Annotated in this window: 16 protein-coding genes; 4 read left to right on the top strand and 12 right to left on the bottom strand. The window is 66.3% G+C overall.

The genetic code is table 11. From position 1 onward, the window contains the following. Positions 1–2 precede the first annotated feature (2 nt). Entirely contained in the window at positions 3–2,027 is a 2,025-nt protein-coding gene (gene cyoB, locus AC3WOE_RS02045) for a cytochrome o ubiquinol oxidase subunit I (RefSeq protein WP_492687860.1), read from the bottom strand. A gap of 3 nt (positions 2,028–2,030) precedes the next feature. Then, the gene (gene cyoA, locus AC3WOE_RS02040; RefSeq protein WP_492687858.1) at positions 2,031–3,101 is read right to left on the bottom strand and encodes a ubiquinol oxidase subunit II; all 1,071 of its coding nucleotides are present in this window, start codon (positions 3,099–3,101) and stop codon (positions 2,031–2,033) included. A gap of 114 nt (positions 3,102–3,215) precedes the next feature. Between cyoA and AC3WOE_RS02035 the strand changes: the two genes are divergently transcribed. The 4 genes from AC3WOE_RS02035 to AC3WOE_RS02020 all read left to right on the top strand — a co-directional run bounded on the left by AC3WOE_RS02035 (position 3,216) and on the right by AC3WOE_RS02020 (position 6,113). Continuing rightward, a complete protein-coding gene (locus AC3WOE_RS02035; RefSeq protein WP_492687856.1) occupies positions 3,216–4,547 on the top strand; it encodes an MFS transporter in 1,332 nt (443 codons plus the stop codon). Positions 4,548–4,664: 117 nt separating this feature from the next. Next, entirely contained in the window at positions 4,665–5,339 is a 675-nt protein-coding gene (locus tag AC3WOE_RS02030; protein ID WP_492687854.1) for a glutathione S-transferase family protein, read from the top strand. Next, entirely contained in the window at positions 5,308–5,658 is a 351-nt protein-coding gene (locus AC3WOE_RS02025) for an ArsR/SmtB family transcription factor (protein WP_492687852.1), read from the top strand. Before AC3WOE_RS02030 ends, AC3WOE_RS02025 begins: the two co-directional genes overlap by 32 nt. Next, the gene (locus AC3WOE_RS02020) at positions 5,655–6,113 is read left to right on the top strand and encodes an SRPBCC family protein (RefSeq protein WP_492687850.1); all 459 of its coding nucleotides are present in this window, start codon (positions 5,655–5,657) and stop codon (positions 6,111–6,113) included. Before AC3WOE_RS02025 ends, AC3WOE_RS02020 begins: the two co-directional genes overlap by 4 nt. Here the strand turns inward: AC3WOE_RS02020 and purL are convergent. The 10 genes from purL to AC3WOE_RS01970 all read right to left on the bottom strand — a co-directional run bounded on the left by purL (position 6,110) and on the right by AC3WOE_RS01970 (position 18,195). Then, positions 6,110–10,084 carry a phosphoribosylformylglycinamidine synthase gene (purL, locus tag AC3WOE_RS02015; protein WP_492687848.1) on the bottom strand — a complete coding sequence of 1,325 codons (3,975 nt, stop codon included), beginning with the start codon at positions 10,082–10,084 and terminating at the stop codon, positions 6,110–6,112. The genes AC3WOE_RS02020 and purL overlap by 4 nt on opposite strands. An 87-nt stretch (positions 10,085–10,171) precedes the next feature. Next, positions 10,172–11,485 carry a TRZ/ATZ family hydrolase gene (locus tag AC3WOE_RS02010; RefSeq protein WP_492687846.1) on the bottom strand — a complete coding sequence of 438 codons (1,314 nt, stop codon included), beginning with the start codon at positions 11,483–11,485 and terminating at the stop codon, positions 10,172–10,174. Positions 11,486–11,504: 19 nt separating this feature from the next. Next, entirely contained in the window at positions 11,505–12,422 is a 918-nt protein-coding gene (locus tag AC3WOE_RS02005) for a ribokinase (RefSeq protein WP_492687844.1), read from the bottom strand. 64 nt (positions 12,423–12,486) lie between these two features. Further along, positions 12,487–13,797 (bottom strand): citrate synthase, encoded by a 1,311-nt coding sequence (gltA, locus tag AC3WOE_RS02000; protein WP_492687842.1) that lies wholly within the window; start codon positions 13,795–13,797, stop codon positions 12,487–12,489. A gap of 28 nt (positions 13,798–13,825) precedes the next feature. Continuing rightward, the gene (locus AC3WOE_RS01995) at positions 13,826–14,089 is read right to left on the bottom strand and encodes an FAD assembly factor SdhE (protein WP_492687840.1); all 264 of its coding nucleotides are present in this window, start codon (positions 14,087–14,089) and stop codon (positions 13,826–13,828) included. Between the two features lie 3 nt (positions 14,090–14,092). Further along, positions 14,093–14,794, bottom strand: coding sequence for a succinate dehydrogenase iron-sulfur subunit (locus AC3WOE_RS01990; protein WP_492687838.1), 702 nt, complete (start codon positions 14,792–14,794; stop codon positions 14,093–14,095). 17 nt (positions 14,795–14,811) lie between these two features. Beyond that, on the bottom strand, positions 14,812–16,578 hold the full coding sequence (gene sdhA, locus AC3WOE_RS01985) for a succinate dehydrogenase flavoprotein subunit (protein WP_492687836.1): 1,767 nt from the start codon (positions 16,576–16,578) through the stop codon (positions 14,812–14,814). After that, the gene (gene sdhD, locus AC3WOE_RS01980; protein WP_492687834.1) at positions 16,578–16,937 is read right to left on the bottom strand and encodes a succinate dehydrogenase, hydrophobic membrane anchor protein; all 360 of its coding nucleotides are present in this window, start codon (positions 16,935–16,937) and stop codon (positions 16,578–16,580) included. Before sdhD ends, sdhA begins: the two co-directional genes overlap by 1 nt. A 12-nt stretch (positions 16,938–16,949) precedes the next feature. Further along, the gene (gene sdhC / locus AC3WOE_RS01975) at positions 16,950–17,378 is read right to left on the bottom strand and encodes a succinate dehydrogenase, cytochrome b556 subunit (RefSeq protein ID WP_492687832.1); all 429 of its coding nucleotides are present in this window, start codon (positions 17,376–17,378) and stop codon (positions 16,950–16,952) included. Between the two features lie 91 nt (positions 17,379–17,469). Beyond that, positions 17,470–18,195, bottom strand: coding sequence for a GntR family transcriptional regulator (locus AC3WOE_RS01970; RefSeq protein WP_492687830.1), 726 nt, complete (start codon positions 18,193–18,195; stop codon positions 17,470–17,472). Positions 18,196–18,219: the final 24 nt, after the last annotated feature.

Below are 18,219 nucleotides of genomic sequence, written 5' to 3'. Positions count from 1 at the left end.
TCTCAGGCGGCGGAAGCCAGCGCACGGGTGCGCTCTTCCTCGGTGCGGGTCACGGCATCGGCGCCGATGTGATAGTCGCGGTTGTAGTTGAAGGTGTGCGCGATGGACGCGATCACCGTGGCGGCGAATGCCAGGCCGGCCAGCGGATACATGCGCCAGATCAAGGCGAAGCCCATGGCGGTGGCCAGCATGCCAATGATGAAACCGGCGCCGGTGTTCCTGGGCATGTGGATGGCCACGAAGCCGGTCTTCGGGCGCTCGACGCCACGCTGCTTCATGTCCTGCCAGGCGTCCAGCTCGTGGGCGATGGGCGTGAAGGCGAAGTTGTAGTCCGGCGGCGGCGAGGACGTCGACCACTCCAGCGTGCGGCCGCCCCAGATGTCACCCGTCGTGTCGGCCAGCTCCTTGCGGCGCCAGACGCTGACGGCGATCTGGACCAGGAAGGCGCCAATGCCCAGGGCCACGATGCCGGCGCCGATGGCGGCGGTGACGAAGTAAGGCTGCAGCGTCATGTCGTCGAAGTGGCTGACGCGGCGGGTGATGCCCATCAGGCCGAGGATGTACAGCGGCGTGAAGGCGACCCAGAAGCCGATGAACCAGCACCAGAACGAGACCTTGCCCCAGAAGGCGTCCAGGCGGAAGCCGAAGGCCTTGGGGAACCAGTAGTTGATGCCGGCGAAGACGCCGAACACCACACCGCCGATGATGACGTTGTGGAAGTGGGCGATCAGGAACAGGCTGTTGTGCAGCACGAAGTCGGCCGCCGGCACCGCGAGCAGCACGCCCGTCATGCCGCCGATGCTGAACGTGACCATGAAGCCCACGGTCCACAGCATCGGCACCTCGAACTTGATGCGGCCGCGGTACATCGTGAACAGCCAGTTGAAGATCTTGGCGCCCGTCGGGATCGAGATGATCATCGTCGTGATGCCGAAGAAGCTGTTCACGCTGGCGCCCGAGCCCATCGTGAAGAAGTGGTGCAGCCAGACCAGGTAGCTCAGGATGGTGATGACGACCGTGGCATAGACCATGGAGGCATAGCCGAACAGCTTCTTGCGGCTGAAGGTGGACACCACCTCGGAGAAGATGCCGAACACCGGCAGCACCAGGATGTAGACCTCGGGGTGGCCCCAGATCCAGATCAGGTTCACGTAGAGCATGGCGTTGCCGCCAAGATCGTTGGTGAAGAAGTTGGTGCCGAGGTAGCGGTCAGCGGTCAGCAGGGCCAGCGTGGCGGCCAGCACCGGGAAGGTCGCGACGATCAGCACGTTGGTGCACAGCGAGGTCCACGTGAAGACGGGCATCTTCATCATGGTCATGCCGGGCGCGCGCATCTTGATGATGGTGGCGATCAGGTTGATGCCCGACAGCGTCGTGCCCACCCCCGCGATCTGCAGTGACCACAGGTAGTAGTCCACCCCCACGTCGGGGCTGGCCAGCAGGCCCGACAGCGGCGGATAGGCCAGCCAGCCGGTCTTGGCGAACTCGCCGATGAACAGCGACATCATCACGAGGATGGCGCCGCCGGCGGTCATCCAGAAGCTGAAGTTGTTCAGGAAGGGGAAGGCGACGTCGCGCGCGCCGATCTGCAGCGGCACGACGTAGTTCATGAAGCCGGTCACGAAGGGCATCGCGACGAAGAAGATCATGATCACGCCGTGGGCCGTGAAGACCTGGTCGTAGTGGTGAGGCGGCAGGAAGCCGGCGCTGTCACCGAAGGCCAGGGCCTGGTGGGCGCGCATCATCAGCGCGTCCGCGAAGCCGCGCAGCAGCATCACCACCCCGAGGATGATGTACATGATGCCGATCTTCTTGTGGTCGATGCTGGTGATCCAGTCGCGCCACAGAGGGCCCCAGAGCTTGAACTTGGTGATCAGCGCGAACACCAGCGCGCCGCCCAGGGCGACGGCGATGAAGGTGGCGACGAGGATGGGTTCATGCAGCGGCAGGGCCTCCCAGCCCAGGCGGCCGAGAAGGGGATGCAACTGATCGGCAGCCTGATGCTGCGCAACGACGGCGTTGGACATGTCTTAGTTCTTCCGCGCAGCGGGTGAAGCAGCCTCGACGGGCAGCCCCAGCAGGTTGGTCGGCGTGCACAGGGCGGCCACGACGGTGCGCTCGCGTTCGGCGCCCTCGGCATCGCGCCAGGGGCTGCGCATGGTGCTGGCCACGCCGCCCTTGCCGGCGCCGCCGGCGGCATCGATGGCCATCATCTGGCTGGAGCACATCTTCTTGCCATCGACGCAGCGGTCGATGATGGCGCTCCACAGGCCCGGCTCGACGCTGGCGTAGCGGCGGATGGGCTCCTTGGCGCTGGGCTGCTCGAGCTTCAGGTAGTCGGCGCGGGTCAGCGCGTTGCCGCCGGCCTTGTTGCTGTCGATCCAGCGCGCGAACTCCTCGTCCGTCAGGCCGTGGAACTTGAAGCGCATGTCCGAGAAGCCGGCGCCGCTGTACTGGGCCGACAGGCCGTCATAGACGCCGGCCTTGTTGATGACGGCGTGCAACTGCGTCTGCATGCCCGGCATCGTGTAGATCATGCCGGCCAGGGCGGGCACGTAGAAGGTGTTCATCACCGACGTCGACGTGAAGCGGAAGTGGATGGGGCGATCCACCGGCGCGGCCAGTTCGTTGACGGTGGCAATGCCCTGCTCGGGGTAGATGAAGAGCCACTTCCAGTCCATGGACACCGCATAGACCTCCAGCGGCTTCACGTCGGCGGCCACCGGCCTGCCTTCGGCGATGCGGTCCAGCGGGCGGAAGGGATCGAGCTTGTGGGTGCTGATCCAGGTGATGGCGCCCAGGGCGATGATGATCAGCAGCGGCGCACCCCAGATCACCAGCTCCAGGCGGGTGGAATGGTCCCAGTCCGGCGCATACGTCGCCTCGTCGTTGGACTGGCGGTAACGGTAGGCGAAGAACAGCGTCAGGGCGATCACCGGGACGATGATCAGCAGCATCAGCAGCGTGGAGGTGACGATGAGCTGGGCCTGCTGGTTGGCGATGTCGCCGTGCGGCTTCATCACGATCCAATCGCAGCCCGACAAAGCGAAGCTGGCTGACAAAACCAGGGCGCTTGTAAGGAGAGACTTGTTGGGGTACATCCTGAGAGGCGCGCGAGGGTTAACGATCTTGCGTGCAGCGACGGAATGTAAGTTGATTGAGGCAAATCAACGATTGGACATTTTGTCCAAGGCACAGACGGAGACAAGCCCGAAATGGCAGTTGCAGGCAGTACTTTCCATCACCCCAATTCCGGTCCGCTGACCACCCGCACGGACGAGGATCTGGCCCCCGGCGACATCGCGGTGGGCGTCATCATCGGGCGCGCGTCCGAATATTTCGACTTTTTCGTCTTTGGCATTGCCTCGGTGCTGGTCTTTCCCCAGGTCTTCTTTTCCTTTGCGGATCGGCTGACAGGCACCCTCTACGCCTTTCTGGTCTTTGCGCTGGCTTTCGTCGTCCGACCGGTCGGCACCCTGATCGGCATGTCCATCCAGCGCCATTTCGGCCGCTCGACCAAACTGACCGCCGCCCTTTTCCTGCTGGGCTGCTCCACGGTCGGCATGGGCCTGCTGCCCGGCTATGCCGATGTTGGCGCCACGGCCATCTGGCTGCTGGCCCTGTGCCGGGTCGGCCAGGGCCTGGCCCTGGGCGGCTCCTGGGACGGCCTGCCCTCCCTGCTGGCCCTGAACGCTCCGGCCGACCGCCGCGGCTGGTACGCCATGCTGGGCCAGCTGGGCGCGCCGCTGGGCTTCTTCGTGGCGTCGGGCGTGTTCCTCTACGTCTATGGCAGCCTGGATGCCAAGGACTTCCTCTCCTGGGGCTGGCGCTTCCCCTTCTTCACGGCCTTCGCCATCAACGTCGTCGCGCTGTTCGCCCGGCTGCGCCTGGTGGTCACGCACGAGTACGAGAAGCGCATGGAGGAGCATGAGCTCGACCCCGCCTATCTGCGCGAACTGCTGCCGGCCCAAGGCCACCATATCGTCATCGGCGCCTTTGCCGCCCTGGCCAGCTATGCCCTCTTCCACCTCGTGACGGTCTTCCCGCTGTCCTGGGTGGCGCTGTCGGACCCGCAGGGCGTCGACGACTTCATCAAGATGGAGTTGCTCGGGGTGGCCTTCGCCGCCACCGCCATGCCCATGTCCGGGCTGATCGCCGACAAGATCGGCCGGCGCAGCTACCTGGGCACCATGGCCGTCGCCATCGGCATCTTCGCGCTGTTCGCCCCCTTCATGCTGGGTGGCGGCAAGCCCGGCCAGGCAGCCTTCATCCTGATCGGCTTCGTGCTGCTGGGCCTGTCCTACGGCCAGTCGGCCGGCTCGGTGACGTCCAACTTCCTGCCCCACTTCCGCTACACGGGCGCCGCGCTGACGGCCGACTTCGCCTGGCTGCTGGGCGCGGCCTTCGCGCCCGTGGTGGCGCTTTACCTGTCTTCGCGCTTCGGCCTGGTGTCGCTGAGCGCCTACCTGCTGTCGGGCGTGGTCTGCACCCTGGTGGCACTGCGGATCAACAAGCGGCTGCAGACGGCGGCGGTCGTCCAAGACTGAGCGCCGGCGCTTCGGATCGAAGGCGGGCTCCGACCCGCCTTTGTTTCGCCCAAACAGTTTCCATTTTTGGAAAGTTTTATTAAACTTAGCCACATCGGAAACTGACGAGACCCTTCCATGGCATTGACGCTGCATTACCACCCCCTGTCCTCCTACTGCTGGAAAGTCTTGATCGCGCTGTACGAGAACGGTGCGCCCTTCGAGGCCCAGCTCGTCAACCTCGGCGACCCGGCCGCGAGATCGGCCTATGCGGCGCTCTGGCCCACGGCCAAGATCCCTCTGCTCGTCGACGGCGAGCGCGTGGTGCCCGAGACGTCGATCCAGATCGAATACCTGGAACGCCGCCACCCGGGCCTGGTGCAACTGCTGCCTGACGACTTCGAAGCGCAGCTGGAAGTCCGCCTCTGGGACCGCGTCTTCGACTTGTATGTGATGACGCCCATGCAGCGCTTCATCGCCCAGCAGCTGCGCCCCGAGGCCGAGCGCGATGCAGCCACACTGACCGGCACGGTCGCCGACCTCGGCATGGCCTACGACCTCCTCGAAAGCCGCCTGGGTGACCGCACATGGGCCGCCGGCGAGGCCTTCACGATGGCCGACTGCGCCGCCGCACCAGCCCTGTTCTACGCCGCCATCGTGCGTCCCTTCTCACCGGAGCATGCACGGCTGTCCGCCTACTTCGAGCGCCTGCTGGCTAGGCCCTCGGTCTGGCGCGTCATCGTCGAGGCCCGCCCGGTCTTCCCCTACTACCCGCTGCGCCATGCCCTCCCCGCTCGCTTCCTCGCCGACTGAGCGCCTGGACCGCCTCTTCGTCGCCCTGGCCGACGGCAACCGCCGCGCCATGGTCGACCAGCTCAGCCGCGGGCCTGCTTCGGTGACCGATCTCGCGAAGCCGCTGGACCTGCGCCTGCCGTCGGCGGTCAAGCACCTGGCCGTGCTGGAGGCCGGCGGCCTGGTGCAATCGGACAAGGCCGGCCGCGTGCGCACCTACTGCATCGCACGGGATGCTTTCGGCGGCCTGGAGGCCTGGGTGGCCGAGCGCAAGACGCAATGGCATCGCCAGTTCGACGCCCTCGAAGCACTGCTCAGCGAGCAGGACGACAAGCCATGACGCAGCCCGCTGCCCACACCAGCTTTGTGCTTGAGCGCTCCTTCAAGGCCTCGGCCGCCCGCGTCTTCGCCGCCTGGGCCGATCCGGCCACCAAGCAGCGCTGGAACGACTGCCATGCCGAGACCGGCGCGACCGAATTCAGCATGGATTTCCGGCCCGGCGGCTTGGAGACCTACCGCAGCAAGCTGGAGGACGGCACGCCGCTGGCGGTGGACAAGGTCTTTCTCGACATCGTGACGAACGCGCGCATCGTCTTCGCCTACTCCATGGCCATGGGCGGACGCGCGCTGTCGGCGTCGTTGGTCACGGTGGAGTTCGCGGACAGTGCTTCAGGCTCGACGCTGAAGCTGACCGAGCAGCTCGCCTACCTCGACGGTCATATGGACATCGAGCAGCGCCGCCGAGGCACCGAAGAAGGCCTCGACCGGCTGCTGCTCGAGGTCGACGCGGCTTAGCCGAGAGCCTTCCGCGCGTTCTGGAACATCCGCAGCCAGGGGCTGTGCTCGCTCTTGTCGCCCGAGGTCCAGCTCATCAGCACATTGCGGAAGACGCGCTCCGGATGGGGCATCAGCGCCGTGAAGCGGCCGTCCGGCGTCGTCACCGAAGTCAGGCCACCCGGGCTGCCGTTCGGGTTGAACGGATAAGCCTCGGTGGCCTGGCCGTGGTTGTCGACAAAGCGCATGGCCCGGATGACCTTGCTGGCATCACCCTGGCGGGCGAAGTTCGCAAAACCCTCGCCGTGGGCAACGGCGATGGGCACGCGGCTGCCGGCCATGTCCTTGAAGAAGACGCTGGGCGAATCCAGCACTTCGACCAGGGCCAGGCGGGCCTCGTACTGCTCGCTCTGGTTGCGTGTGAAGCGCGGCCAGGCCTCGGCGCCAGGAATGATCGGAGCCAGCGCCGCCAGCATCTGGCAGCCATTGCAGACACCCAGGGCCAGCGTGTCCGAACGTGAGAAGAAGCTGCGGAACTGCTCGGTCAGCACCGGGTTGAACATGATGCTGCGCGCCCAGCCTTCGCCGGCTCCCAGGGTGTCGCCATAGCTGAAGCCGCCGCAGGCCACAAAGGCCGCAAAGCCGTCCAGCTTGACCGCGCCCGACTGCAGGTCGCTCATGTGCACGTCGAAGCTGTCGAAGCCGCCCAGCGACATCGCATAAGCCATCTCGACATGGGAGTTGACGCCTTGCTCGCGCAGGATGGCGACCTTAGGTCTAGCGCCCGTCGAGACGAACGGCGCCTCGGGCGTGAACGTCAGGTGAACGTGCAGACCGGGGTCATCCGCCTTGCCGGCGGCGGCATGCTCGGCATCGGCACCGGCCGGGTTGTCGCGCAGCTTCGCGATACGCCAGGACACCTCGTCCCACGTCTGCTGCAGGGCCGTCAGATCGGCGCCGAAGACCTTCTTGGCATCGCGCCAGACTTCCATCTGCCGCGACGCATTCGGCTTGGCAACCACATGCGAATGCTTGGACAGGCCATGGGCGCGCAGCACCTGCATGACGGCGTCGCGGTCGGCGGCGCGGACCTGGATCAGCGCGCCCAGTTCCTCGGCGAACAGCGCGCGCAGCGTCAGTTCCTCGCGGCGGGCGCCGACTTGCGTCGCCCAGTTCTTGGAGTCGCCCATGTCGGCGCGGCTGTCGCTGATGCCGTCGCCTTCGGTGACCAGCATGTCGACGTTCAGGCTCAGGCCCGTCTGGCCCGCGAAGGCCATTTCGCAGGCAGCAGCCCACAGGCCGCCGTCGGAGCGGTCGTGATAGGCCAGCAGCTTGCCAGCGGCGCGCAGTTCGTTGATGGCGTTGACGAGCGAGACCAGCAGCTTGGGGTCGTCCAGATCCGGCACATCCGAGCCGAACTGGTTCAGCGTCTGCGCCAGGATGGAGCCGCCCATGCGGTGCCGGCCCTGACCCAGGTCGACCAGGATGGCGCAGGAGTCTTCCCGCTGCCACTCGGGCGTCAGCGTGCCGCGCACGTCGGCGATGCTGGCGAAGGCGGTGACGATCAGCGACACCGGCGCGGTGACCTGCTTGTCGTCCCCGTTTTCGCTCCATTTCGTGCGCATCGACAGGGAATCCTTGCCGACGGGAATAGAGATGCCCAGGGCCGGGCACAGCTCCATGCCGACGGCCTTGACGGTGTCGAACAGGGCCGCATCCTCGCCAGCCTCGCCGCAGGCGGCCATCCAGTTGGCGCTGAGCTTGACGCGCGGCAGCTCGAAGGGCGCCGCCAGCAGATTGGTGATGGCCTCGGCCACGGCCATGCGGCCGGAAGCCGGCGCGTTGACGGCCGCGAGCGGCGTGCGCTCGCCCATGCTCATGGCCTCGCCGGCAAAGCCCTTGAAGTCGGCCAGCGTGACGGCGCAGTCCGCCACCGGCACCTGCCAGGGGCCGACCATCTGGTCGCGGTGGTTGAGGCCGCCCACGGTGCGGTCGCCGATGGTGACGAGGAAGCGCTTGTTGGCCACGGTGGGGTGGCGCAGCACATCGAAGGCGGCCTGTTCGAGCTTGACGCCGTTCAGGTCCAGCGCGCCACCGTCACGTGCCACGCGCTTGACGTCGCGCTGCATCTTGGGCGGCTTGCCCAGCAGCACGTCCATGGGCATGTCGATGGGATGGTCGTCGCCCGACTGCTCGTCGACGAGCTTGAGATCGCGTTCCTCGGTGACGACACCGACGACGGCGAAGGGGCAACGCTCACGCGCGCACATCGCCGCAAAACGCTCCAGGCTGTCCGGCGCAATCGCCAGCACATAGCGCTCCTGGCTCTCGTTGCACCAGATTTCCTTGGGCGCCAGGCCCGACTCTTCCAGCGGCACCTTGCGCAGATCGAAGCGCGCGCCGCGGCCGGCGTCGTTGACCAGCTCGGGGAAGGCATTGGAGATGCCGCCCGCACCCACATCGTGGATGGCCAGGATGGGGTTCGTCTCACCCAGGCCCCAGCAGTGGTTGATGACCTCCTGGGCGCGGCGTTCGATCTCGGGGTTGCCACGCTGCACGGAGTCGAAGTCCAGGTCGGCCGTGTTGGTACCCGCCGCCATCGACGAGGCCGCACTGCCGCCCATGCCGATGCGCATGCCCGGACCACCCAGCTGCACCAGCAGGCTGCCGGCCGGGAATTCGATCTTGTGGGTCAGGTCCGAGCGGATGGTGCCCAGGCCGCCCGCGATCATGATGGGCTTGTGATAGCCGCGGCGCACGCCGTCCACGGACTGTTCGAAGACGCGGAAATAGCCCGCCAGATTGGGCCGGCCGAACTCGTTGTTGAAGGCCGCGCCGCCCAGCGGCCCGTCGATCATGATCTGCAGCGCGCTGGCGATGTGGGCCGGCTTGCCGACGGGGTTCTGCTCCCAGGGCTCGGACAGGCCCGGCAGGTGCAGGTTGGACACCGAGAAGCCCGTCAGGCCGGCCTTGGGCTTGGAGCCGCGGCCGGTGGCGCCTTCGTCGCGGATTTCGCCGCCGGCGCCGGTGGACGCGCCTGGGTGGGGCGAGATGGCCGTCGGGTGGTTGTGCGTCTCCACCTTCATCAGCACCTCGGCCTGCTCGGCGCGCGCCACGTAGGCCGCACCCGGCTGCGGCGCCGGCATCCAGCGCTCGATGGCATGGCCTTGCATGATGGCCGCGTTGTCGGAGTAGGCGACCACCGTGTGCTGGGAGTTCAGCTTCTCGGTGTTGCGGATCATGCCGAACAAGCTCAGCGGCTGCTGCTCGCCGTCGACGATGAAGCTCGCGTTGAAGATCTTGTGGCGGCAGTGCTCGCTGTTGGCCTGGGCGAACATCATCAGCTCGACGTCGCTGGGGTTGCGGCCGAGCTTCTTGAAGTTGGTGTCGAGGTAGTCGATCTCGTCGGTGGACAGGGCCAGGCCGAATTCGACATTGGCCTTCTCCAACGCCGTGCGGCCGGCACCCAGCACGTCCACATGGGCCAGCGGCTCGGCGCTGCGCTCGTCGAAGAGATGGGCCGTGTCTTCACGCGTGAAGCAGGCCGACTCGGTCATGCGGTCGTGCAGCAGCTCGGCGCAGGCCCTGAGCTCGGCATCGCTCAGATGCTTGGTGCCGCCCAGCAGACCCGACTTCAGCGCCACGCGGTATTCGACGACGCGCTCGACGCGACGCAGGTTGAGGCCGCAGTTGCGGGCGATGTCGATGGCCTTGGAGGCCCAGGGGCTGACGGTGCCGAAGCGCGGCGTGACGACGACCAGGTCACCGCTCGCGTCGCTGTCGGCGGGCTCGCCGTAGGTCAGCAGGGCTTCGAAACGCTCACGCGCATCGGCCGCCATCGGCGCATCGGTCCACACCCAGTGCACCGCGCGGGCGCTGACGCCGCTGATGCGTTCATTGACCTGTTGCAGCTTGGCAAGCAGCGCCTGCGCGCGGAAGGCGGACAAGGCGTTGCCGCCCTCGAAACATTGCAGATGCAGGGTGCGAGTCATTGGCGTCGGGAGGCTGCTGCCGCGGGCCTGCGGCAAGGGAAAACCAGCATTCTAGAAGGGCAATGCAGCCCTCCCGACTTTGACCATTCAGGAAGATTTCATGCGACCCACGACGTCGCGCACCTCGGCCAGCAGGGCCGGCACGTCGATTGTGGTCGGCTGCCGCTCGCGCAGCACCTGATGGCCACCCACCCAGACGTTGCTGACGTGCTCGCGGCCGGCCACGTAGACGAGCTGAGCCGCCGCGTTGTAGACCGGCTGGCACTCGAGGTTGTCCAGCGACACGGCGACGACGTCGGCCAACTTGCCGACCTCCAGCGAGCCGAGGTCATCGGCACGGCCCATGGCCTTGGCGGCGCGGATGGTGGCCATCTCCAGTGCCGTGCGCGCCGTGGCCACGGTCGGGTCGCCCGTGATGCCCTTGGCCAGCAAGGCGGCCGAGCGGATCTCGCCGAACATGTCCAGGCGGTTGTTGGACGCTGCGCCGTCGGTGCCGAGGATGGTGTTCACTCCCGCAGCTTCCAGGGCCTTCAGCGGCATCACGCCCGAGGCCAGCTTGAGGTTGGAGTTGGGGTTGTGCACCAGGTGCACGCCCTTCCTGGCCATCAGCGCTATCTCTTCCTCGTTGAGATGGACCATGTGCACGGCGATCATGCGCTCGTTGAACAGGCCCAGCTTGTCCAGGCGGGCGATGGGGCGCACGCCGTGGGCCTTGATGCCGTCCGTCACCTCGCCTGCCGTCTCGTGGATGTGGCAGTGCATCTGGATGTCGAGCTTCTCGGCCAGGTCGCGCAGCTTGATGAAGGTTTCGTCCGAGACCGTGTAGGGCGCGTGCGGCGCGCTGGTCCAGTCCAGCAGCTTCTCGCCCTTGTACTGCTCGTAGGCGGCCACGCCCTTGGCGATGTAGTCGTCGGGCCCCGAGGCATAGCCGGTGGGGAAGTCGATGACGTTCATCGACACGGCGGCACGCACGCCCGAGTCCACCGCGGCACGGGCCATGGCGGTCGGGAAGAAATACATGTCGTTGATGTAGGTCGTGCCGCTGCGCAGGCCTTCGGCGGCCGCCAGCTTGGAGCCGAGATAGGTCCAGTCCTCGCTGACCCATTGCTTCTCCAGCGGCCAGATGTGGTTCTGCAGCCAGTCCATCAGCGGCACGTCGTCGGCGACGCCACGCAGCAGCGTCATGGCCGAGTGGGCGTGGCCGTTGATGAGGCCGGGGATGAGGATCTGCTCGGGCAGTTCGACGCGCTCGGCTTGCGGGTACTTGGCCAGCAGGTCGGCGCGCGGGCCGATGGCGGCGATGCGCTCGCCTTCGATCAGCAGGCCGTGGTTCTCCAGCGTGCTCTCACCGGCCTTCATGGTCAGGATCCAGCGGGGCAGCAGCAGGGTCTGTTGGGACATCTTGTTCTCCTTGTGGGATTCAGTTCTTCAGCGATTGTTCGACTTCGGCGCGGCGCGGCATCGCGTCCTGAACGCCGGGACGCGACACGGCGATGGCTGCGGCGGCCTGGGCAAAGGCGAGCGCATCGGCGATGGGCTGACCTTCGGCCAAGGCGGTGACGAGAGCACCGACGAGGGTGTCGCCGGCACCGACGGTATCGACGGCCTTGACCTTGCGGGCCGGCACCCGGCGCGTGCCCTCTGCATCGACCCAGCACAGCCCTTCGGCACCAAGCGACACCAGGACGGCCGCCGGCCCTTTGGCGCGCAGAGACCTGGCCAGGGATTCGGGATCGGCCGCGCCGCCACCCAGCGTCGTCACCAGCGCTTGTGCCTCGAGTGCGTTGACGACGAGCAGGTCGACGTGAGGCAGCAGAACCTCGCATCCGGGGCGAAAGGGAGCGGCGTTCAGGAGGGTCTTCACGCCAGTTGCATGCGCGCGCTGGAAGGCACGCGCCACGCTCTCGAGCGGCAGCTCCTGCTGGGCGACCAGCCAGCGCAGGCCATCCAGTTGCAGCGCTTCGACCTGCTCCAGCGGCAACGTGCCATTGGAGCCAGCCACAGTGACGATCTGGTTCTCGGCATCCTCGGCGCCGACGACGATCAGCGCCACACCCGGCACCTCGTCGGCTGGCTGGGCGATGGCGCGGGTGTCGACGCCCTCGCCTTTCAGCTGCTCGACCATGGCCGCCCCGTTCTCCAGCAGGCCCACGCGCGCGGCCAGCGCCACCTTTGCGCCCAGTCGCGCCGCAGCCACGGCCTGGTTGGCGCCCTTGCCGCCCAGGCAGGAACCGAACCTCTGGCCACGCAGCGTCTCGCCTGGCAGGGGCAGCCGCGGCGCGTGCACGATGAGGTCGCGGTTGACGCTGCCCAGCACGAGGATCTCGGGAACGGTCATCAGGTCTCCAAAAGCAAGAAACCCCTCGGGGGAAACCGAGGGGTTCGCGTGAAGCGTGAGCCGATCAGCGCTGGGCGATGGGCTTGACGTCGCGCGGGGTGGCGCCGACGAAGAGCTGGCGCGGGCGGCCGATCTTGTACTCGGGGTCGCCGATCATCTCATTGAGCTGGGCGATCCAGCCGACCGTGCGGGCCAGGGCGAAGATGGCAGTGAACAGCGGCACCGGGATGCCGATGGCGCGCTGCACGATGCCCGAGTAGAAGTCGACGTTCGGGTAGAGCTTGCGGGCGACGAAGTACTCGTCTTCCAGCGCGATCTTCTCGAGCTTCATGGCCAGTTCGAACAGCGGGTCGTTCTGCAGGCCCAGTTCGCCCAGCACTTCGTGGCAGGTCTCGCGCATCAGCTTGGCGCGCGGGTCGTAGTTCTTGTAGACACGGTGACCGAAGCCCATCAGCTTGACGCCGGAGTTCTTGTCCTTGACCTTGTTGACGAACTCGCCGATGCGGGCCACGCCACCCTGCTTCTGGATGTCGCCCAGCATGTTCAGGCAGGCCTCGTTGGCGCCGCCGTGAGCGGGGCCCCACAGGCAGGCCACGCCGGCCGCGATGGCCGCGAAGGGGTTGGTGCCCGACGAGCCGCACAGACGCACGGTCGAGGTCGACGCGTTCTGCTCGTGGTCGGCGTGCAGCGTGAAGATGCGGTCCATCGCACGGACCAGCACCGGGTTGGGGCTGTAGTCCTCGCAGGGCGTGGCAAACATCATGCGCATGAAGTTGCCGGCGTAGGAGAGATCGTTCTTCGGATAGATGTAGGGCTGGCCGATGGTGTACTTGTAGGCCATGGACACCAGCGTGGGCATCTTGGCGATCAGGCGGATCGCCGCGATCTCGCGGTGCTCGGGGTTATTGATGTCGGTGCTGTCGTGATAGAAGGCCGACATCGCGCCCACCAGGCCCGTCATGACGGCCATCGGGTGGGCGTCACGGCGGAAGCCGCGCAGGAAGAACTGCATCTGCTCATTCACCATCGTGTGGTGCATGACCTTGAACTCGAAGTCAGCCTTCTGGCTTTCGTTCGGCAGCTCTCCGTACAGCAGCAGATAGCAGGTCTCGAGGTAGTCGCAGTTCACCGCGAGCTGCTCGATGGGGTAGCCGCGATACAGCAGCTCACCCTTGTCACCGTCGATGTAGGTGATGGTCGAGTTGCACGACGCCGTCGACAGGAAGCCCGGGTCGTAGGTGAACTTGCCGGTCTGGCCGTAGAGCTTGCGGATGTCGATGACATCCGGACCGATCGTGCCCTTGTACAGGGGCAGGTCCATCGAGGGGCTGCCGTCGGAGAACGACAGGGTGGCTTTGACGTCGGACGGGGTCATGGTTCGGTCCTTAGGGTTTTGAAAAGCATCAGGTGCGCAGGTCGGCAAGGACTTGGTGCACGGCAGCGGTGTCGATTTCACCACTGGGCTCCTTGCGGCGCAGTAACAGGTCCAAAAGGTCGTTGTCGGCCAGGTCCATCAGTATCGTCAGCCCTTCGGCTTGCATGACGCTGATGCCTTCGTCGGCATGCCGGGTAAAGAATCGTTCGATGAAGAGGTCGTTCTCCAGCAGGCCGCGCCGGCAGCGCCAGCGCAACTTGGAGAGTTCGCGTTCACCGATCAGTGCAGCCATGCCTCAGACCGCGCGGCGGACCATCAGTTCCTTGATCTTGCCGATGGCCTTCGTGGGGTTCAGGCCCTTGGGGCAGACATCCACGCAGTTCATGATGGTGTGGCAACGGAACAGGCGGTACGGATCCTCGAGGTTGTCCAGGCGCTCGGAGGTCGCTTCGTCGCGGCTGTCGGCGATGAAGCGGTAGGCCTGCAGCAGGCCGGCCGGGCCGACGAACTTGTCGGGGTTCCACCAGAAGCTCGGGCAGCTCGTCGAGCAGCTCGCGCAAAGGATGCACTCGTACAGGCCGTCCAGCTCCTCGCGCTCGACGGGCGACTGCAGGCGCTCCTTCTCGGGCGGCGGGTTGTCGTTGACCAGGTAGGGCTTGATCGAGTGGTATTGCTTGAAGAACTGCGTCATGTCGACGATGAGGTCGCGCACGACGGGCAGGCCCGGCAGCGGCTTCAGCGTGATGACGCCCGGCAGCGTGCGCATATTCGTCAGGCAGGCCAGGCCGTTCTTGCCGTTGATGTTCATCGCGTCCGAACCGCAGACGCCTTCGCGGCAGGAGCGGCGGAAGGACAGCGAGGGGTCGACCGCCTTCAGCTTGACCAGGGCGTCGAGCAGCATGCGCTCATGGCCGTCCAGCTCGACCTCGAGGGTCTGCATGTAGGGCTTGGCGTCCTTGTCGGGGTCGTAGCGGTAGATCTGGAAGGTGCGCTTCATGTCTTGGCTCTTTGTGCTTAGAACGTCCGCACCTTCGGCGGAACAGACTCAACCGTCAGCGGCGTGAGATTGACAGGCTTGTAGTCCAGGCGGTTGCCTTCGGAGTACCACAGCGTGTGCTTCATCCAGTTCGCGTCGTCGCGGTTCGGGTAGTCGTTGTGCGCGTGGGCGCCACGGCTCTCGGGGCGGGCGGCGGCCGAGATCATCGTGGCCTGGGCGGCTTCGATGAGGTTCTCAACTTCCAGGGCCTCGACACGCTCGGTGTTGAAGACCTTGGACTTGTCCTTCAGGCCGATGCCGGCGACGCGCTGGGCGACTTCCTTGATCTTGGCCACGCCTTCATCCATGGAGGCCTGCGTGCGGAACACGCCGGCATGCTTCTGCATGGTCGAGCGGATGTCATTGGCGACGTTCTGGGCGTACTCGCCGTTGGTTGCCGACTCCAGCCGCGCCAGGCGTGACAGCGTCTTGTCGGCGGCGTCCTTGGGCAGCTCCTTGTGCGACTTCGTCTTCAGGTTGAAGTCGACGATGTGGTTGCCGGCGGCACGGCCGAAGACCAGCAGGTCCAGCAGCGAGTTGGTGCCCAGGCGGTTGGCGCCGTGCACCGACACGCAGGAGCACTCGCCCACGGCATAGAGGCCGTTGATGATGTCGTTGGGCTTGCCGTTCTTGGGGATGACGACCTGGCCGTGGACGTTCGTCGGAATGCCACCCATCTGGTAGTGGATGGTCGGCACCACGGGAATCGGTTCCTTGGTGATGTCGACGTTGGCGAAGTTGTGGCCGATCTCCAGCACCGAGGGCAGGCGCTTGGCAATCGTCTCGGCGCCCAGGTGGGTCATGTCCAGCAGCACATAGTCCTTGTTGGGACCGCAGCCGCGACCTTCCTTGATCTCCTGGTCCATGGAGCGGGACACGAAGTCGCGCGGGGCCAGGTCCTTCAGCGTGGGCGCGTAGCGCTCCATGAAGCGCTCGCCGTTGCTGTTGCGCAGGATGGCGCCTTCGCCGCGGCAGCCTTCGGTCAGCAGCACGCCCGCGCCGGCCACGCCGGTGGGGTGGAACTGCCAGAACTCCATGTCTTCCAGCGGGATGCCGGCGCGTGCCGCCATGCCCAGGCCGTCACCGGTGTTGATGAAGGCATTGGTGCTGGCGCCGAAGATGCGGCCGGCGCCACCGGTGGCCAGCAGCACGGTCTTGGCGTGCAGGATGTGGACCTCGCCGGTCTCCATCTCCAGCGCGGTGACGCCGACGGCATCGCCCTCGGCGTCACGGATGATGTCCAGCGCCATCCACTCGGTGAAGAACTGCGTGCGGGCGCGGACGTTCTGCTGGTAGAGCGTGTGCAGCAGCGCGTGGCCGGTACGGTCGGCCGCGGCGCAGGCGCGCTGCACGGGCTTCTCGCCGTAGTTGGCGGTGTGGCCGCCGAAGGGGCGCTGGTAGATGGTGCCGTCGGCATTGCGGTCAAACGGCATGCCGAAGTGCTCGAGCTCGTAGACGACCTTGGGCGCTTCGCGGCACATGAACTCGATGGCGTCCTGGTCACCCAGCCAGTCCGAACCCTTGACGGTGTCGAAGAAGTGGAAGTGCCAGTTGTCCTCGGACATGTTGCCGAGCGACGCGCCGATGCCGCCCTGGGCAGCGACGGTGTGCGAGCGGGTCGGGAAGACCTTGGACAGCACGGCCACGTTCAAGCCGGCCAGGGCCAGCTGCAGGGAGGCGCGCATGCCGGAGCCGCCGGCCCCGACGATCACCACATCGAACTTGCGGGTAGAAAGCGCCGCCATCAGAGTCTCCACAGAACCTGGATTGCCCAACCGGCGCAACCCAACAACCAAACGATGGTGGCCACCTGCAGCGCGAGGCGCACACCGACGGGCTTGATGTAGTCCATCCAGATGTCGCGCATGCCGACCCACGCGTGATAGGCGAGCGACAGGATGGTCACGAAGGTCAGCAGCTTCATCCACTGCTGGGAAAAGATCGCCGCCCAGCGGTCATAGCCGAGGGCGCCGGGCATCAGCACCTGGGCCAGCAGCACCACGGTGAAGAGGGCCATCAGCACGGCCGTGACGCGCTGCGCGAGCCAGTCGCGCAGGCCGTAGTGCGCACCGACGACGATGCGCTTGGAACCAAAGGTACTCATTCTTGTTGTTCCTCAGTACAGACCGAACAGCTTGGCGCCCAGCAGCAGCGTCAGCAGCGTGCTCAGGGTCAGCGTGATCAGCGCCGAGCTGTGGCCCTGGGCCTTGCTGACGCTGTGCGTCGCGTCCATCCACAGATGGCGCACGCCGGCGATGAAGTGCAGGAGATAGGCCCAGATCAGGGCCAGCGCCACGAGTTTGACGAACCAGCCGGGAATGCCTGCAAAGCCCGCGACGAACACGTTGGTGAAGCTCTCGAAGGAGATTTCCGTGCTCAGGCTGTTGTCCAGCATCCAGATCGCGAACGGCAGCAGCAGGAACATCAGGAAGCCGCTGATGCGATGCAGGATGGAGACGATGCCAGCGGGCGGAAGGCGATAGCTGACGATCTGCGTGACGTGGATATTGGTATAGACCGGTCTTTTCTTGACGCTGTCCGTCATGGTCGTGCCCGTAATCAATGTGAAACCGAAAGATTCTAGGCCCAAGACAAAGGCCGAGCTTCGCGGTTGCTGCACTGCGGCATTGTCAGATTCAGTTCAACTCGTTGAGGTAGAAGTCGGCTTCCGTGTGGTAGAGGCCGCGACGCAGTTCGACCGGTCGGTCGCCATAGGTGAAGGCCACCCGCTCCACGCTGAGCAGGGGCGCGCCGTCCGGCAGGCCCAGCAGTTCGGCCGCATCGGCGCGGGCCGCCACGGCGCGCAGCTTTTCCTCGGCCCGCACCATGTGGACCTGGTAGCGCTCCTCGAAGAGGGCGTAGAGCGTCCCGGCATAGCCGTTGATGACCTCGCTGGTCAGGCCCCGGAAATGCCGCTCGGGCAGCCAAAGGTCGTCCAGCACGACGGCCTTGCCGCGGCGCAGCAGCAGGCGGCGCACCTCGATGACGGGCTCGGACGTGCGCAGATGCAGGGCCCGCGCCGTCTCGGCCGTGGCGCGGGCACGCCGGCAATGCAGCAGCTCGCGCGTGAAGCCGGTAGCGCCGTCGTCGGCCACCAGGCGCAGGAAGCGGTAGGCGTCGCGCGGCGCCGTGTGGGTGGCAACGAAGGTACCGGCGCCCTGGCGGCGCTCGACGACATGGGCCGCCGCCAGCTCGTCCATGGCCTTTCTGACGGTGCCGGAGCTGGCGTGGAAGCGCTCGGCCAGGGCCGCCTCGCTGGGCAGGGCGTCGCCCGGCCGCCACTCGCCCTCCGCCAGGGCGGCCACGATCAATTGGCGGATCTGTTCATACAGCGGCGCAGCGGACTTGGGCATGGGTTGCATTGCAGCACAGGGTATGCCCGTACA

The organism is Roseateles sp. FW305-36, assembly GCF_058787015.1.
The sequence above is the reverse complement of the archived record's forward strand: the minus strand, read 5'-3'. Positions and strand labels throughout refer to the sequence as shown.

What these genes read in the sequence shown, in the direction of transcription:
- cyoB (WP_492687860.1), bottom strand. Translation starts at nt 2,027, where the DNA reads ATGTCCAACGCCGTCGTTGCGCAGCATCAGGCTGCCGATCAGTTGCAT.
- cyoA (WP_492687858.1), bottom strand. Translation starts at nt 3,101, where the DNA reads ATGTACCCCAACAAGTCTCTCCTTACAAGCGCCCTGGTTTTGTCAGCC.
- AC3WOE_RS02035 (WP_492687856.1), top strand. Translation starts at nt 3,216, where the DNA reads ATGGCAGTTGCAGGCAGTACTTTCCATCACCCCAATTCCGGTCCGCTG.
- AC3WOE_RS02030 (WP_492687854.1), top strand. Translation starts at nt 4,665, where the DNA reads ATGGCATTGACGCTGCATTACCACCCCCTGTCCTCCTACTGCTGGAAA.
- AC3WOE_RS02025 (WP_492687852.1), top strand. Translation starts at nt 5,308, where the DNA reads ATGCCCTCCCCGCTCGCTTCCTCGCCGACTGAGCGCCTGGACCGCCTC.
- AC3WOE_RS02020 (WP_492687850.1), top strand. Translation starts at nt 5,655, where the DNA reads ATGACGCAGCCCGCTGCCCACACCAGCTTTGTGCTTGAGCGCTCCTTC.
- purL (WP_492687848.1), bottom strand. Translation starts at nt 10,084, where the DNA reads ATGACTCGCACCCTGCATCTGCAATGTTTCGAGGGCGGCAACGCCTTG.
- AC3WOE_RS02010 (WP_492687846.1), bottom strand. Translation starts at nt 11,485, where the DNA reads ATGTCCCAACAGACCCTGCTGCTGCCCCGCTGGATCCTGACCATGAAG.
- AC3WOE_RS02005 (WP_492687844.1), bottom strand. Translation starts at nt 12,422, where the DNA reads ATGACCGTTCCCGAGATCCTCGTGCTGGGCAGCGTCAACCGCGACCTC.
- gltA (WP_492687842.1), bottom strand. Translation starts at nt 13,797, where the DNA reads ATGACCCCGTCCGACGTCAAAGCCACCCTGTCGTTCTCCGACGGCAGC.
- AC3WOE_RS01995 (WP_492687840.1), bottom strand. Translation starts at nt 14,089, where the DNA reads ATGGCTGCACTGATCGGTGAACGCGAACTCTCCAAGTTGCGCTGGCGC.
- AC3WOE_RS01990 (WP_492687838.1), bottom strand. Translation starts at nt 14,794, where the DNA reads ATGAAGCGCACCTTCCAGATCTACCGCTACGACCCCGACAAGGACGCC.
- sdhA (WP_492687836.1), bottom strand. Translation starts at nt 16,578, where the DNA reads ATGGCGGCGCTTTCTACCCGCAAGTTCGATGTGGTGATCGTCGGGGCC.
- sdhD (WP_492687834.1), bottom strand. Translation starts at nt 16,937, where the DNA reads ATGAGTACCTTTGGTTCCAAGCGCATCGTCGTCGGTGCGCACTACGGC.
- sdhC (WP_492687832.1), bottom strand. Translation starts at nt 17,378, where the DNA reads ATGACGGACAGCGTCAAGAAAAGACCGGTCTATACCAATATCCACGTC.
- AC3WOE_RS01970 (WP_492687830.1), bottom strand. Translation starts at nt 18,195, where the DNA reads ATGCAACCCATGCCCAAGTCCGCTGCGCCGCTGTATGAACAGATCCGC.